Origin of the sequence: Chloracidobacterium validum (assembly GCF_018304825.1) — a bacterium.
GTDB lineage: Bacteria > Acidobacteriota > Blastocatellia > Chloracidobacteriales > Chloracidobacteriaceae > Chloracidobacterium > Chloracidobacterium validum.
In genome coordinates this window covers 360,713-375,397 of record NZ_CP072648.1, presented here as the reverse complement: position 1 = coordinate 375,397, position 14,685 = coordinate 360,713, and the positions used below count along the sequence as shown (strand labels likewise).

General features: G+C 59.4%; 13 protein-coding genes. 5 read left to right on the top strand and 8 right to left on the bottom strand.

The genetic code is table 11. The features are described 5' to 3' along the window. Positions 1–19: 19 nt before the first annotated feature. The 4 genes from pgsA to J8C06_RS01520 are packed head-to-tail and all read left to right on the top strand — an operon-like array spanning position 20 to position 3,960. A complete protein-coding gene (gene pgsA / locus J8C06_RS01535; RefSeq protein ID WP_211429046.1) occupies positions 20–796 on the top strand; it encodes a CDP-diacylglycerol--glycerol-3-phosphate 3-phosphatidyltransferase in 777 nt (258 codons plus the stop codon). Further along, positions 793–1,689 (top strand): phosphoribosylaminoimidazolesuccinocarboxamide synthase, encoded by an 897-nt coding sequence (locus J8C06_RS01530; RefSeq protein WP_211429045.1) that lies wholly within the window; start codon positions 793–795, stop codon positions 1,687–1,689. The genes pgsA and J8C06_RS01530 overlap by 4 nt, the downstream gene beginning before the upstream one ends. A 30-nt stretch (positions 1,690–1,719) precedes the next feature. Then, positions 1,720–2,337: a YkgJ family cysteine cluster protein gene (locus J8C06_RS01525; RefSeq protein ID WP_211429044.1), complete on the top strand. Its 618-nt coding sequence runs from the start codon at positions 1,720–1,722 to the stop codon at positions 2,335–2,337. 12 nt (positions 2,338–2,349) lie between these two features. Further along, complete coding sequence (locus J8C06_RS01520; protein WP_211429043.1) at positions 2,350–3,960, top strand: VWA domain-containing protein; 1,611 nt, start codon at positions 2,350–2,352, stop codon at positions 3,958–3,960. A 186-nt stretch (positions 3,961–4,146) separates the two neighbouring features. Here the strand turns inward: J8C06_RS01520 and J8C06_RS15280 are convergent, their stop codons facing one another. From J8C06_RS15280 to mtnA, 6 genes are all read right to left on the bottom strand, one after another. Continuing rightward, entirely contained in the window at positions 4,147–4,278 is a 132-nt protein-coding gene (locus J8C06_RS15280; protein WP_281423834.1) for a hypothetical protein, read from the bottom strand. A gap of 111 nt (positions 4,279–4,389) precedes the next feature. Beyond that, positions 4,390–5,922, bottom strand: a complete 1,533-nt coding sequence (locus J8C06_RS01515; RefSeq protein WP_211429042.1) for an N-6 DNA methylase — start codon at positions 5,920–5,922, stop codon at positions 4,390–4,392. Continuing rightward, positions 5,885–6,892 (bottom strand): AccI family restriction endonuclease, encoded by a 1,008-nt coding sequence (locus J8C06_RS01510; protein ID WP_211429041.1) that lies wholly within the window; start codon positions 6,890–6,892, stop codon positions 5,885–5,887. Before J8C06_RS01510 ends, J8C06_RS01515 begins: the two co-directional genes overlap by 38 nt. 459 nt (positions 6,893–7,351) lie before the next feature. After that, on the bottom strand, positions 7,352–9,589 hold the full coding sequence (lptC, locus tag J8C06_RS01505; protein WP_211429040.1) for an LPS export ABC transporter periplasmic protein LptC: 2,238 nt from the start codon (positions 9,587–9,589) through the stop codon (positions 7,352–7,354). After that, entirely contained in the window at positions 9,586–10,692 is a 1,107-nt protein-coding gene (gene nagZ, locus J8C06_RS01500; RefSeq protein ID WP_211429039.1) for a beta-N-acetylhexosaminidase, read from the bottom strand. Before nagZ ends, lptC begins: the two co-directional genes overlap by 4 nt. 16 nt (positions 10,693–10,708) lie before the next feature. Further along, entirely contained in the window at positions 10,709–11,749 is a 1,041-nt protein-coding gene (mtnA, locus tag J8C06_RS01495; protein ID WP_211429038.1) for an S-methyl-5-thioribose-1-phosphate isomerase, read from the bottom strand. Positions 11,750–12,009: 260 nt separating this feature from the next. On the opposite strand from mtnA, the gene J8C06_RS01490 reads away from it, so the two are divergent. Next, positions 12,010–12,612, top strand: a complete 603-nt coding sequence (locus J8C06_RS01490; protein ID WP_211429037.1) for an outer membrane beta-barrel protein — start codon at positions 12,010–12,012, stop codon at positions 12,610–12,612. A 213-nt stretch (positions 12,613–12,825) separates the two neighbouring features. Here the strand turns inward: J8C06_RS01490 and J8C06_RS01485 are convergent, their stop codons facing one another. Next, on the bottom strand, positions 12,826–13,401 hold the full coding sequence (locus J8C06_RS01485; protein WP_211429036.1) for a D-glycero-alpha-D-manno-heptose-1,7-bisphosphate 7-phosphatase: 576 nt from the start codon (positions 13,399–13,401) through the stop codon (positions 12,826–12,828). 6 nt (positions 13,402–13,407) lie between these two features. Continuing rightward, positions 13,408–14,679: an NADH-quinone oxidoreductase subunit NuoF gene (nuoF, locus tag J8C06_RS01480; RefSeq protein ID WP_211429035.1), complete on the bottom strand. Its 1,272-nt coding sequence runs from the start codon at positions 14,677–14,679 to the stop codon at positions 13,408–13,410. Positions 14,680–14,685: the final 6 nt, after the last annotated feature.

The window sequence follows — 14,685 nt, the reverse complement described above, 5'->3', positions numbered from 1 at the left end:
TGGTTTGGGGGCGTCTATCGTGAATTTGCCAAACACACTGACGGTTTCACGTATCTTCGTCGTGCCGCTCATGGTCGTCGTTCTGATGACAAGCGTCTCAGAGTCGGTCTTTGGGCTGCCGCGCCAGTTGCTGGCCGTCACGCTTTTTTTGGGCGCATCCCTGACGGACTTACTCGATGGCTACCTGGCGCGCCGCCGGGGACAGGTGACGACGCTCGGAACGCTGCTTGACCCCATCGCCGACAAACTCCTGATTTCGGCCGCGCTGATTTCGCTGGTCGAAAACAAGCTGGCGCCGGGGTGGGCCGTCGTCATCATCATCGGCCGGGAGTTTGCCGTTTCTGGCCTGCGTAGCATTGCCGCCCAGCAGGGGGTCACGATTGCCGCTTCGCGGATGGCCAAGTTCAAGATGTTGTCGCAAGTCGTGGCGATTACTTGCCTGATGCTGGGCAGTCACGAAGGAAAGCCACCGCTTCCGGTGGGCACATCCTCGGTCGCCGCGGTGCGCGAGGCAGTCCTCACACTTTGGCAGGGGACGTTTGGCATCGAGGCGCTGCGAATCATTGCCTATGGCACCGGGCGACTCGTTCTATGGATCGTCGTGATTTCCGCCCTGTGGTCCATGTGGAACTACTTCAAGGACTTCTACGTTGCCGTACGCGACCGGATTGACACCTCACCCCGCTTGCCGCTCCGCGAGCGCTGGCGCATTCGCCCACGCATCCGGTGGCGACGTCCACTCTTTGCCAAGGTTCGAGCGCGCAAATCAGCGCCTGATTTCCCCGAAACGCCATGATGCCGAGTAGGTTGCCAGCCCTCACCGAGACGACGTTTCTTGACCTACCGCGCTTTCGGTCGGGTAAGGTGCGTGAGGTCTATGACCTAGGCCATGCCTTGCTCATGGTGGCCACCGACCGGATTTCAGCTTTTGATTGCATCTTGCCGACGCCAATTCCTGACAAAGGGCGCGTCCTCACGGCCCTATCGGCTTTTTGGTTCAACCACCTGGGTCACATTGCGCCGCACCATGTCTTGTCCTGTAATCCAGATGATTTCCCGGCCGTCGTCCAGCCGTACCGCGACCATTTGGCTGGCCGAACCATGCTCGTGCGCAAAACCACGCCGTTGCCGGTTGAATGCGTGGCGCGCGGATACTTGGCCGGGTCCGGCTGGAAAGACTACCAACGCACCGGGCGCGTCTGTGGACTGGCATTGCCGCCGGGATTGCGGGAGGCTGACCAACTGCCCGAACCGCTGTTTACACCGGCCACCAAGGCTGAAACCGGTCACGATGAAAACATTTCACTGGAACAAATGGCTGACCGCATCGGAATCGAGTTGACGCAGCGGCTCAAGGCAGTGACGCTTGAGCTTTACGCGGCGGCGGCAGCGTACGCTCGCACGCGGGGACTCATCCTCTGTGACACCAAGTTTGAGTTCGGTCTCGACCCTGACGGCCAGCTCGTATGGATTGACGAGGCCCTGACGCCGGACTCATCTCGCTACTGGGACGCGGCCAGCTATGCCCCTGGGCGCAGTCCAGCTTCGTTTGACAAACAGTTCGTGCGGGATTATCTCGAAACCCTGGATTGGAACAAGCAGCCCCCCGCGCCCCCGCTCCCAGACGACATCACTGAGGCGACGCGCCGGCGGTACTGGGAGGCTTACCACCGACTGGTTGGTGACTAGCTGGTTGGTGACTAGCGAGAACGTTGCGCCATGTCCGAACGACCGACGCCGGAGGCCGCCCGCGCGGCCTATGACCAACTCCTAGCCGATATCGAGCGTTTCGCGGCAACGCTCCGGTCGCGCTTTCCCACGGCGATTACCTGTCGCCTGGGTTGCACAGGATGTTGCCAGCAGCACTTGACAATTTTGCCCATCGAGGCGGCGCGGCTGCGGGAGCATGTCGCCGCGCTGGACGCGCCGACCCAAGCGCGGTTGCGTGAGCAGGCGCAGGCGACACGCCACCGTGAAGCTGACTTGGCGTCAACCGTCACGCCCAACGGTACGCTGACGTTTCCGCCGGATCCGGAGCGGAACGTGCCGTGTCCGGCGCTGGTGAATGAGGCCTGCGCAGTCTATCCGGCGCGGCCGGTGCTCTGTCGCACCCACGGCTTTCCGCTGCTCTACCTCGACGAGACGACGGAAGACGGCGGACTGCTCGATGTTTGCCCGCTGAATTTCACCGATGGCGAAGCCGAGATTTCACATCGGGATGTCTTTGACATGACGATTGTCAACCTGCGGCTGGTCGCGGCCAGTCTGGCATTTGAGCCTGACGGCGAGCGGCAATCCATCGCGGATGTCATTCTTTCGGCAACGCCCGCGCCGTAACGAGAAGAGCCTATGTGGTCTGCGCGCCGGTTGCGCTCACTCCTGGTTGGTTTGGCGCTGCTTGGGTGGGTCGGTGAACTTTCGGGCTGGACCCAGCAGGACTTTGAGCCGCGCCGGCCGGTGAAACGCTACTTTGACGACACCCGTACCCTGCTACCGCCGAAAAGCACGATTCGCATTCGGAACCCGCGGGGCAACATTCGGGTCCAGATTGTTGCCCGGCCCGATGTCGTCATCACGGCGACGCGCCACGCCGCGCCGGGTCCGCCAGTGCGCGCCGAGGAAGTCACCCTCGAAGAACTGCCCCAGCAGCTCAACATCGTCACCGACCCACCGCCGACCGTCACGGGCGTAGATTTGGAGGTGCTCGTGCCGGAGGACACCTACCTGCGCCTGATGAGCGAGGTTGGAACGTTGCGCGTGGAGGGACTCCCGGCCGGACTCATTGCCACGGCCTACCAAGGCAACATTGAGCTGTGCCTGCCACCGGATGCAGACGCCGATGTGACCTGGACGAGCGCCCATGGGGTCGTCCGCGCCGAGTTGCCGCTGCGGCGATTCGGAACGCCCGACGAACGTTCGCTGCACGGGCAGATGGGACGGGGCGGAGCCATTTTGGTCGCGCAAACCGACCGTGGCGATATTGTGGTTCGTCCCCTGTCTCTAGAGGGCAAGCGGCAGGAGCCTCCGGCGCTAGAGCGTCCGACAGTAGCCGCCGCTGATGAGCCATTCAGCGCTACCGAGGGCAGTGATGTGGTTTTGGAATCCACGTTGGTCCTGCTCAACGCGGTGATTACCACCCCCAACGGGACACCGGTTCGCGGCTTGCAACCGGCCGATTTCGTCGTTTTGGAAAACGGCGAGCCGCAGGAAGTCACCTATTTCGGCACGTTGGAGACACCTTTCAATCTGGTGCTGCTGCTTGACCTGAGCGGCAGCACGCGCGAGAAGCTGGCGGTCATTCGGCGGGCCGCGCTTGGCTTTTTGGCGGCCCTGCGCCCGGAAGATCGCATGGCGGTGGTGACATTTTCCGACACGGCACGTTTGATTTGTCCGCTCACCAACGACCGCCGTAAGTTGCGCGAACGCTTGGACGAGATTCGCCGGCCCGAAGGGGGAACGAACTTTTACGACGCGCTGGCTGGGACGATGAACTCCGTGTTGCGCGACGTGCGCGGCGAGCGCAACGCCATCGTGATGGTGACGGACGGACTGGACAACGTGCTGCCACCAGGCGGCCCGGATTACGGCTCACGCACGACCTACGAGGAGCTGCGCGCCTTGGCTCAGGAATGCGATGCGATGCTGCTTCCCATCTACCTCGACACCGAGGCCGAGACGGTTGAGCGGTACGGCCCGCGGGCGCGAGCGGGCTATGCCATTGCCCGGACGCAGTTGCGTGAATTGGCGACCTTGACCGGCGGGCGTATGTTCTATGCCAAAACCGTTGAGGATTTAGAGGACTGCTACGCGGCGGTCGCGGCAGAACTGCGCTCGGTTTACAGCTTTGGGTATTACCCCAGGGATGCGCGCCGCGATGGAACCTTCCGGCGCATTCAAGTCAAGGTGCGGAGGGAAGGGGCCGTCGTACGGACGCGGCGCGGCTATGTCATGCCCAAGTGATTACCGCCCGGTCTTGGGTTGGGAAGGCACAGGCACGTTTCACGGTTGCGCATTCTGGCGGACGCCAACGATGGTGAAACAAATCTGAACTGGTGGAAATCACCGTCGCCGCACGGCTTCGGCATCCGCACGTTGCGGAGAAGGCCGATGGTCAGCATAGCCCTGCCGAACCTGTAGCGACGGACGTCACAATCGAAAGAGCGGATGCGCTGGTGGCCGACGCTCATTGCCAAGCCACGGGCTTGCCCGATTTTGCCATTCGCCATTGGGCGTGTCATAGCCAACGACCTGTGCCGCCAGGCGTCGCGCGTCGGGCATCTCCGATGCCCCGCGGCAGGAGCAAACCTGATGAAGCAAACCTCATGAGGCGCTTGCAACAATGCCGTACAAACAAAGAGCGGAGATGACACGATCGGCATGGCTTGAACCTTAGTCGAATAGTGTCGGCGGCTTCACCGTTTTTGCATAGTCATCGAGTCCTGCCGCGCGAACCAGTTCATCCGGCAACGGCAGACGCTCCAGCGCGCGAGGTTCGACCTTAATAGCGCCGCCTCCGTAGGACTTGCCCACCGCACGGAGATTGCCGATTGTCTGCGGGTGGGACAGCACCTTCCACAAACGGTCAACAAACGCCGTATCCGCTTGTTTAGGATAGACGCACAAGAGGCAGGTCAGCGGGACGACACCGGCGCGGTTTCTAATGAAGCGTGCGTTTCGTCTTCCAAGATAGGCAAACAGGATCGGGGGACTTTTTCGGGTCTCCATTCGGTACCAAGGCTTCCGGGTCCGAATCAACGTTTTTTTATCCAGACCGCGGGCCTCGCCTTCCTTCAAATACTTCTGAACAGCGACGGGGAGCTGATCAAAGGATAACCCGTTGACATTGAGCAGCCGGGTCGGCCGTCCGCGGTCTTCAAGGCGCTCAACATCTTCATTTGAGAAGTCTTCCCCCACAATGTCCCGCATCCGCCCCACCGCCTTGACCAACAGCGATTCAGGGATTCCAAGTTCTTTCGCGCGCCGCCGCGTCAGGAAGAAAAAATCATTGTCGCCCGTCGCAATGCCCCGCATAACCGAGGCGAAGTCGCCAAGCGTGTACCGATTGGTCACAGCCTGAGCGGGCGCGCGTGACAGTCCAGTGGAAAGGGCCTCGACGAGCGTTCGTTCATACACTTCCACCGTTTTGTATTCCTGCAATTTCCGTCCTGACAGCAGAGAGACCAATTCCGCAGCATCAGGACAGGTACACGTTACCCAAGCGAAGCGTTCCGCCGGTCGCTCGTTTTGAATGCAGAAAACGAGCGCGTTGGTGTCCACGCCGGGGAACGGCGTTGCATCCGTGGAAAATGTAATTACAGCATCAAGCTTGTATTGGGAGGTTATCCATTTCCACAACGTATCAGCAAACACACCTTCACAAATGTCAGCGGACACAATGTAAGCAAGTCGCCCTCCAGACTTGAGCGCGCACAGGGATCTGAGGAGAAAATAGACATGGAATCCGGCGCGTCCATCAATGTCTCTGCCGATGGTCGCGCGCGCGAAGTCACGCAAGGAAGCCTTTTGTGATGCCGAAAGGCGATGGTGACGTATGTAAGGCGGGTTGGCAACGATGGCCGGAAACTTCTCAGATGGCGGATTGAGCACGAAGTCTCCGATTTCCACATGTCGTAAGTCGGTGGCGTCCAATCCTGATGTCTGCGCATGCGCAAGCATGTCCGGGTCAACGTCTCGTCCGAAGAGCGTGAGCTCCAGACGGTTCACGGCGGCGTAGCGCTTTGCCGCGCGGAAAAAGACGCCCGTGCCGACGGAGGGATCGAGCAGCCAAGTTGGCCGGTCTTGCAGCGCGTAAGCGACCATGAACTCCGCAACCCAATCCGGAGTCCAAAACTGCCCGGTTTGGCGAAGCGCCTCCCGTTCACATCTATCCTTCGGAAGCCTCTGGTGGCAGATTGGTCTCATGTTGCCTCTGCGAGATTTCCAAAACTTGCAACGCCTCGTTACTCAGTTCGAACTTCCCGCCCTCAAAGTGCACGTATGGAAGAATGTGTCCATTCTTGTCCGTAATGGACTTGGCAACCAATGTTGGTTCCTCGACGGTCTTCCCCAATGGATAGGCATAGTGGTGATATATCTTGTAGATGATTTTCTCGGTTATGGCACCACCAGGCGCTTGAAACACTTGTTTAGTAGGCTCAATGCTCCCCTCATTAATAAGTCGGTTTGCCTTGTCAAAGGATATTCCATAGGCCTTGTCAAAAAATGCATGCCAAATGTGAATCGGGATGTTTGTATTCATCTGCCAATCGCCCAGTGGTTTCCTATCTTCATTCTTAATGATTATCGTTGGAACCACTGCCGTCTTCTTGAGCCCAAGACGCTGGTTAAGCCGTTTCTGCGGTTTGAGTTCCGAACAATAATCTGGCATTTGTTTAGCTCGCCAAAGGCTGTTCTCACATTCCACTGCAATAACGGCAGTTGCTAACAGGTTTTTCATATTCTTATTGTCTTCAGGCGTAAAGGGCAACTTGCTAATTCCGCCGAGTCTTTCAACCGCTGATTCTACATTTCCCTTTTCCTCAACTCGGTAGATTAGGAGGTCAGGACGTTTGACCCTGCCCAATCCAGCTTTCTCAAGCTGCTCAAAGTACTGTTCAAACGCCTGGACATCATTGGCCGGTGCAGTTCCACTCGGCCCGTAGGGCAAAGCGAAATACCTTCCCGTCGCATTCACGGATTGAGTTAGAAGTTTTTCACTCCACACACCTTGAGACCAACGCATGAGAAAGTCGCTACCTCGGAGACGGCGAGGATTGAGCAGAAAGTCAGCCCAAGGAATGCTACTTATAGATTGAAGTGTCATGGAAATATCTTCCATTGACACCGATAAGCTGCGCTCAAAAGGGTGCAATGTAGCTAACACATTAGGCATTGGGCGACCACCTGCGAAATCATTACTTGACCATTATACTCCGTGATACCTGTGTGCATGGGGGGCGAAGCCCGGCTGACTACAGTTTCGCTCACCGGCAGAGCTGACTCCTGCCAACCCTCCCCCAAAAACCACAATGCGAGAGGCTGACACGTCGCCGAATAACTAGTTCACCAAGTCTTCCGTTTTGAAAGCCGCCTTCCTATCTCACTTGAAGATCATCACCTGGCGATAGCCAGAGAACGGCAGTACCAAGGAAATCGGGCGTGAAACGCAACTGGGGCGCATTGTTGGAACAATCAAAAGCCCAAATGCCGATTTCAAAACAACATACACACCACACTTTTGAACATTGTTTCACCATCACCATTGATAAGCATCAGACTTCAACCAGCATGGCGCGGCACGCATTCCGATTGAAACCTAGCAAGCTCAAAACCTGGGGCATCCCCGACCCACCTATGGTTTTGACTGATAGGTCGTGCGGACACGCTGTGGGCGTCCACCACCCGAAGCGCGGACAATGCCATCTGACTTGGCGAAGGAGACTTCTGGCGCGGTTGATACGCCGCGTTCGGCATCCTCAACCCGCGCCAGATTGCCGGTCACCACATAGCGGTCGTCGGCCGCCGTGTAACGCGCCAGATCGCCAACGGCGCGGCGTCCTGGCTGGACGATGACCACACTGCCGGTGGCGGTCATTCGTTCGAGCCGATTTTCACGGGCGGCGAGTTCAACATCCACGGCATCCGCCGTCAATGTGGCATCACCCTGCACGAGCTTGACCTGTTCGGTGTACCGCGCCCGGCGCTCAACATCGCTGTACGTAAAGGTTTGTGCCGTGCCAAAGACCGGCGACTGACCCTCCACCGATGCTGAACGATTGGCTTCGGGCCTGCTCGCCGTTGAGCGGGCCACCCGGTAAAAAGCTGTCGAAACGTTCCCGGTCGCCGTCAATCGGCGGTCGCTTTTGAACAACTCCAGCCGATCCCCACGCACGAAACTATCGCCCTGCCAACAACGCGCATCGCCCGTGAACATGGCGCGCTGTGGTTCGGCGCGAGCCTCGCGGGAAGTCACAAAAACTGGGGCGCTGGGCTGCCCAAACATCCCGGCGCTCCCGGCTTGACGGGCGTCGTAGTAGGTCGTTCGGACATCCCCACGCGCCACATGCTCGCGCGCGGAGGTTGAAAGGTCGAGTTCGCGGGCTTCAGCGCGCGCGGTGTCGTCCCAGACCGCAGGGCGCTTCGTCTCGCCGCGCAACTCGATGACGTTGCGCTCACGAATGAACGTCGCCCGCTCGGCCGTTGCCTGGCGCGGACCTTCCTCAAACGCGACGTTTCCGGTTTGAACGATGCGGGTCAGGTCGCCGCGAGTAGGGTCAAAGTTGGCTTCCGCGCGGTCACTGGTCGTCTTGCGCGACAGACGGTTCGTCCCGGCTTGCATCGGCTCGACCAGCACTTCGACCCCACCTGTCGCCACATAGGTTTGTACCTTGCCGTCCGGGTAAAAGGTCGCATCGAAACGTGGGGCGCGAATGGTCTTCCGCTCGCTCTGGGGCGTTGCTGCAAGCGGCGTCGTCACCAACTTAGCCCCGCCATCGGCCGACGCCGATTGCATCACCTGTCCACCCGGTGCAAAGGTCACGTCCAAGCGGCCGGCTTCAAGCACCTTTTGCTCGGCCGAAGCTGTCGCAGCCAGTGACTCGATGCGCAGACGGGCATTGCCTGTCGCTTGTGCGGTGGTGATGTCACTAGCGCTTGCGCCACGGGTAAACGTCGCTTCCATGCGGTCACCAGACACTTCACGGCGCTCAGTCTCACCTTGCTGACGCAGGAGCGCCTGCCCAAGGCCGGTTGCGCGGGTCAGCCCACCCGTCGGCTCGAAATCAAACGTGAGCGTCTGCGCCGTCAGGCTGAAGTTCTTCTCCGTGCTTCGCAAGGTAGCCGCCGTCTGCGCTTCGACGCGGCGCAGGCGCTGCGCTTCGTCGAGCTGCGCCGTCAAGGTTTGGGCGGAAAGGGCATCGCCGCGTTGTGTGACACTTGCGCCACCACTCAGCACAATCCGCTTGTCTGGGGCCAAATACTCGCCCCGGCCTGACGTGATGACCGAAGTCGGTTGGTCTGGCTTTTCAGGCGCGATGGTCAGCCGTACGGCTTTCTCTAACACCAGCCGATCCGCCTTGCCATCGAGTTGCGCGCCAGTGGCTTCGCCACGAATCCGCCCGCGAACAAACTGCACCGGGTCTGATGTCGTGGCAGTTTCGGCTTCGCGGTCGTAACGCAATGTCTCGGTCCTGACGTCCAACCCCTGCGCTGTCGTGATGACGACATGGCCCCGAAAGTCAGACACCCGCGCCGTCGGGTCATAATCACAGGCGTCAGCGGTCAGCTTGCCCGTTGCTTGCCCCTGCGCATCAAAGGATTGCAACTCGATACCTTCGAGTTTGTGTCGCCCATCCACAAACGCGGTATCCCGTTTCGCTTGCAGAATCAGCCGGGTCACGTTGCCTTCTTTGTGAACGTACTGAAAATCACTTGAGACGACCTCAATATCCGGCGTGAGGTTCTGGCGCGCTTCACTCGGACGCTTCGGCGGCGTCCGGCGCGTCACGAAGTACGATACCAAGTAGGCCGTCATGACCAGGACGCCGGTCAGTGCAAGAAATCGCAGCCAGCGTTGGGCGGTAGGGGTCATAAAAAACTTTCTTGCAGCGTCGAAGCTTCACCCACCGCGCGATGGATGGCCGCCAATCGCTCCGTTGCGCGGCGAAAGGCTTCGGCACTGTAGGGCTGCGGAGCCATGACCATAGCCTTGATCTTGGCAATCCGGTCAATCGAAGCCTCCAACCTGGGACGCGGAATACGTCCCGATTCGACCGCCCGCACGAGCGCCGATTGCGCCTCGCGGATCAAATCGGGACGACTGCAAACGAGCAGCATGTCATTGCCGGCTTCGATAGCCCGCACCACGGCTTCAGAAAACTCGATGGTCTTTTGAATTGCGCCCATCTCCAGGTCATCACAAATGGCGATGCCAGAGAATTCCATCCGTTTGCGTAGCAGGTCGGTCACGATGTTGCGCGACAGCGACGCCGGGATGCCACCATGACCATCAAACGCCGGATAGCTGGCATGGGCAATCATGACTGCCGGAACGCGGGTGTAGAGTGTGCCAAATAAATCTGAATACACGCGCAAGTCTTCAGCCAAGAGTTGCTTTTCGGAACGCTCGACAGTCGGCAGCACATGATGCGAATCTACCGTCGTATCGCCCAATCCTGGGAAGTGTTTGCCGCAACCCAGAATGCCGTGATTTTGCAGCCCCTCGAGGTATGTGCCGGCAAAGCGAATCACCGTCAACGGACTCATGCCCCAACACCGCTCTTCCAAACCATTCGGTCGGTCACCGGCAACGTCGAGATCGAGGACCGGCGCGAAATTCATGTTGAAGCCGAGCGGACGGAGTAAGTCGGCCGTCACAACCCCCAACTCGAAAGCCAGCTTGGCATCGTCAGCCTTGGCAATTTGCTTGGCTGAGGGCATTGGCCCTGCCATCTGGCGGAGACGGTCCACCCGTCCACCTTCCTGATCAATCGAGACGAGCGGCATCACCCGACTAAAACGGCGGATGTCGGCATTGAGTTCGGCGGTTTGCTGAGGTGATTCGAGGTTGCGCGCAAACAGAATGACGCCCCCTGGCTGAATTGCCTTGATCAGTTGCTGTGAGTCAGCGTCGAGCGTCGGACCGGGTAATCCAATAAACAGCAGTTGCCCAATTTTTTGTTCAAGCGGGAACATGTGTATTCAGGCGATCTCAGGCGTTGGCAACAAGCTGGCGCAGCGTTGCCGTGAAAGGTGGATAGGCTACCCCACGCTCGGTGATGATAGCTGTGATGAGTTCGTGTGGAGTCACATCAAATGCCGGGTTTGCCACCGCAACGTTCGGGGGAGCAATGCAGTGGCTACCGATGTGGGTCACTTCCTGGGCAGCGCGGTCTTCGATAGGAATGCCAGCGCCGGTTTCAAGCGTCAGGTCAAACGTCGAAATGGGCGCGGCCACATAAAACGGGAGGCGATGGCGGTGCGCCAGCGCCGCAACCATATACGTGCCGATCTTGTTAGCCGTATCGCCATTGGCGGCAATCCGGTCAGCGCCCACGACGACGCAGCTAATGCGACCTAACTTCATAAAATGGCCGGCCATGTTATCGCAAATCAGTGTTACGGGGATGCCATCGCGCATGAGTTCCCAGGCGGTGAGCCGCGCCCCCTGGAGGAACGGGCGCGTCTCGTCAGCATAAACGGCGACTTGCTTGCCTGCTTCAACGGCGGCGCGAATGACGCCAAGCGCCGTACCGTAGCCGGCCGTTGCCAGGGCGCCGGCGTTGCAGTGCGTCAGGACGGTCGCGCCGTCTGGAACCAATGCCGCCCCATGGCGACCGATCTGACGGCAGACCGCAACGTCTTCCGCCTGGATGGCCTGGGCCTCAGCAACCAGCGCCTGCGCCAGTTCGTCACCGGCCAGACGGTCCGCCACGGCCTGTTCAAATTTGCGTCGCATACGGTCAATTGCCCAAAACAGGTTGACCGCTGTCGGGCGCGTGGCGGCAAGGGTCTGGCAAATGCGCTCAAAAGCTGCCGGAAGGTTCTCACCCGCCGCAACACTCGACTGAACCCCCAACGCAATCCCAAAAGCCGCTGCTACCCCAATGGCCGGCGCGCCGCGCACGACCATGCTCCGAATAGCCTCCGCAACTGCCTCGTAGGTTGTGTAGGTGCGGTAAACCTCTTCGGCTGGTAGCACGCGCTGATCAAGCAGGCACAGCCCAGCCGGTGTCCATTCAATGGTGTTCATCGTCGTTCAGCCTGTTCGTTGTTACGCATCCATAGCCCACAGCCGACGCCGGATAGTAAGCAAGCGAGCAAAACTTGGCAAATCAGCAATGAGGCCATCTGCGAGCGGTCTCGAAACACGCGACGGCCCAACGCCTGCCAGCGCCAGGAAAAAAAGCGAACCATCCAACCGCTTCGTTCGTATCCACGCTCCAGTCACGCGGTGCGCCAAGTGGCGTCTGGCACGCGCGTCACTTCAAAAAAACCAAGGAGTTTCAAAACATGAAAAAACTGATCTGGCTTGCTTTTGCCGCTTTTTGCTTTAGCGCGGTGTCTTATGCGCAATCTACACCAAGTGGTCGAGCCGACGTGTACGGTACGTACACCTTTCAAAACAATCGTTCCAACGGTGATAGCCTCAATGCCAATGGTTTTAGCGTAGGAACGAATCTCTGGTTGACCAAAAGCTTTGGCATCAATGGTGAATACACCTTTGGTACGGGCAACCGCGACGCGAGCCTGACGGTCGGGACGCCACCCACCACGGTCACGGCTGATTTGCGCGCGCGCTACAACACCTTTGTGGCCGGCCCAGTGTATCGCTTCAACCCAGATGGTCGGGTGGAGCCGTTTGTCCGCGCCCTGTTCGGTGCAACGCGCGTGAGCACTCGGTTCTCGACAAATGTACCGGCGGTTCCACGAATTGAAGACGATGCCACCTCATTTACCTTCATTGGTGGCGGAGGACTCGACGTCAACCTCACACAGAGCAAGCGCGTCGCCTTTCGTCTAGTTTCGGTTGACTACCAGTTCATCAGAGACAACCGGATTGCTGACAGCCAGAATGGCGTTCGAGTTAGCACCGGACTGATCATCCGATTCTAGGCGCGGGTTCGCCCAGCCAAAGCGCTGTGTCCCGCCTGGGAAGTCGCCGGGGGCGTGTCGGACCCAGTACACGCGCCCCCATCACCCCAAACCCCGATGAGCCTAAAACCTCATCAAGGCGTGCTTTGCGGCGGTGAAGGTTGCCTGGCGTGCCACCTGTCATCCCCCTGCCCTTTCAACGTCAGCTCGGCGTAACTGTTGGGCCGTTGCCCATTACGCGAGCGCCCAGACGACGGCGGCCAAGGCGTCTTCGGCAATGAAGTCCGGCTGACGCAGCCAGCCATCGCGGTAATGCTCATACTCACCACGTCCATAGCCGGTTAGCACTAACACGCCGCGTGCGCCAACGCGATGCGCCAACTGCACATCGCTGTAGCGGTCGCCAATCACCACACACTGCGTCAGGTCCAACCCAAAATCCTGTGCCGCCTGGAGCAGCAAGCCAGGCTTTGGCTTTCGACACGCACAATCCAAGCGGTACGGCGGCTCGCCAACCGTCGGGTGATGCGGACAAACATAGACAGCGTCGAGTTCGGCCCCGGCGGCAGCCAAATCTTCCCGTAACCGTTCGTGGACGGCATCAATCATCCAGCCGGGAAAGTATCCCCGTGCCGCGCCGGCCTGGTTGGTAACGACAATTGCCCGCCAGCCGGCAGCCTTGACGGCACGGACGGCCGCGGCCGCCATCGGCAACAGCCGAAAGCGCGACAGGTGGTTAATGTAGCCAACCTCTTCATTCAGCGTGCCATCGCGGTCGAAAAAGATGGCCCGGCGCGGTGCTTCCGGCATGACACGTTAGGCGGCTGCCGGAGCGGCAACCGGTTTGACGTGCTTGAGAAAGTCTTCCGGGAATTTTTTCATCGCGCTTGTAATCGGCCACACTGCCGCATCACCCAGGGGACAATGCGACCGTCCCTCGATGTTTGGGCACAGGCGCTTGATGGTGTCCAGGTCGGCCGTCGTGCCTTCGCCGCGCGCGATTTTCTTGAAGAGCTTGAGCAACCAATCCGTGCCCTCCCGACAGGGCGTACACCAGCCGCAGGATTCGTGATTGTAAAAATGGATCAAGTTGTAGGTCGTCATGAAGATGTCCGTTGTCTCATCCATGACGATCACGCCCCCGGAACCGAGCATCGAACCGGCCTTGACCATCCCTTCGTAGTCCAGCGTGGCTTGCTCAACTTCCTCGGCCGTCATAATCGGCACTGACGACCCGCCCGGAATGACGGCCTTGAGCTTGCGCCCGCCGCGTATGCCACCGCAGTCTTCTTCAATCAGTTGCTTGAGCGGATAGCCCATACGGACTTCATAGTTGCCCGGACGATTGACGTGACCGCTGACCGAGAAAATTTTCGTCCCACCGGATTTTTCCGTCCCCAAGCCACGGTACCAATCGCCGCCGTTGACGACGATGTGCGGCACGGCGCAAAACGTCTCGACGTTGTTGACCACCGTCGGACAGCCGTATAGCCCGGCGACGGCCGGAAACGGTGGCTTGATGCGTGGATGCCCGCGGTAGCCCTCCAGTGAGTTGAGCAGCGCCGTTTCCTCGCCGCAAATGTAGGCTCCAGCTCCTGGGTGAACGACAATCTCGCAGTCAAAATCCGTGCCGCAGATGCTTTTTCCGACAAACCCCTGCGCGCGCGCCTCGGCAATTGCTTGCTCGAGGATCGCGATTAAGTACCAGTACTCGCCACGAATGTAGATGAAGACTTGCCTGGACAGCAGCGCGTAGGCCGCAATCAGCAACCCCTCAACAAGCTGGTGTGGGTCTTTTTCCATCAGTTCGCGGTCTTTGCACGTGCCCGGCTCGCTTTCATCGGCATTGCAGACGACGTACTTCGGCTTGGGTGAGTTGACGGGAACGAACCCCCACTTCATCCCGGTGGGAAAGCCGGCGCCCCCGCGCCCCCGCAGGGAGGATTTTTTGACTTCCTCAATCACTTCTGCCGGCTGCATCGTCGTCAGGGCCTTTCTCAGCCCAGTGTAGCCACCGTCGGCAAGGTACGTTTCGATGCTGCGGGAGTTAGGCGTTTCAAATCGCTTGGTCAGGAGTTTGGTCTGCATGGTGGC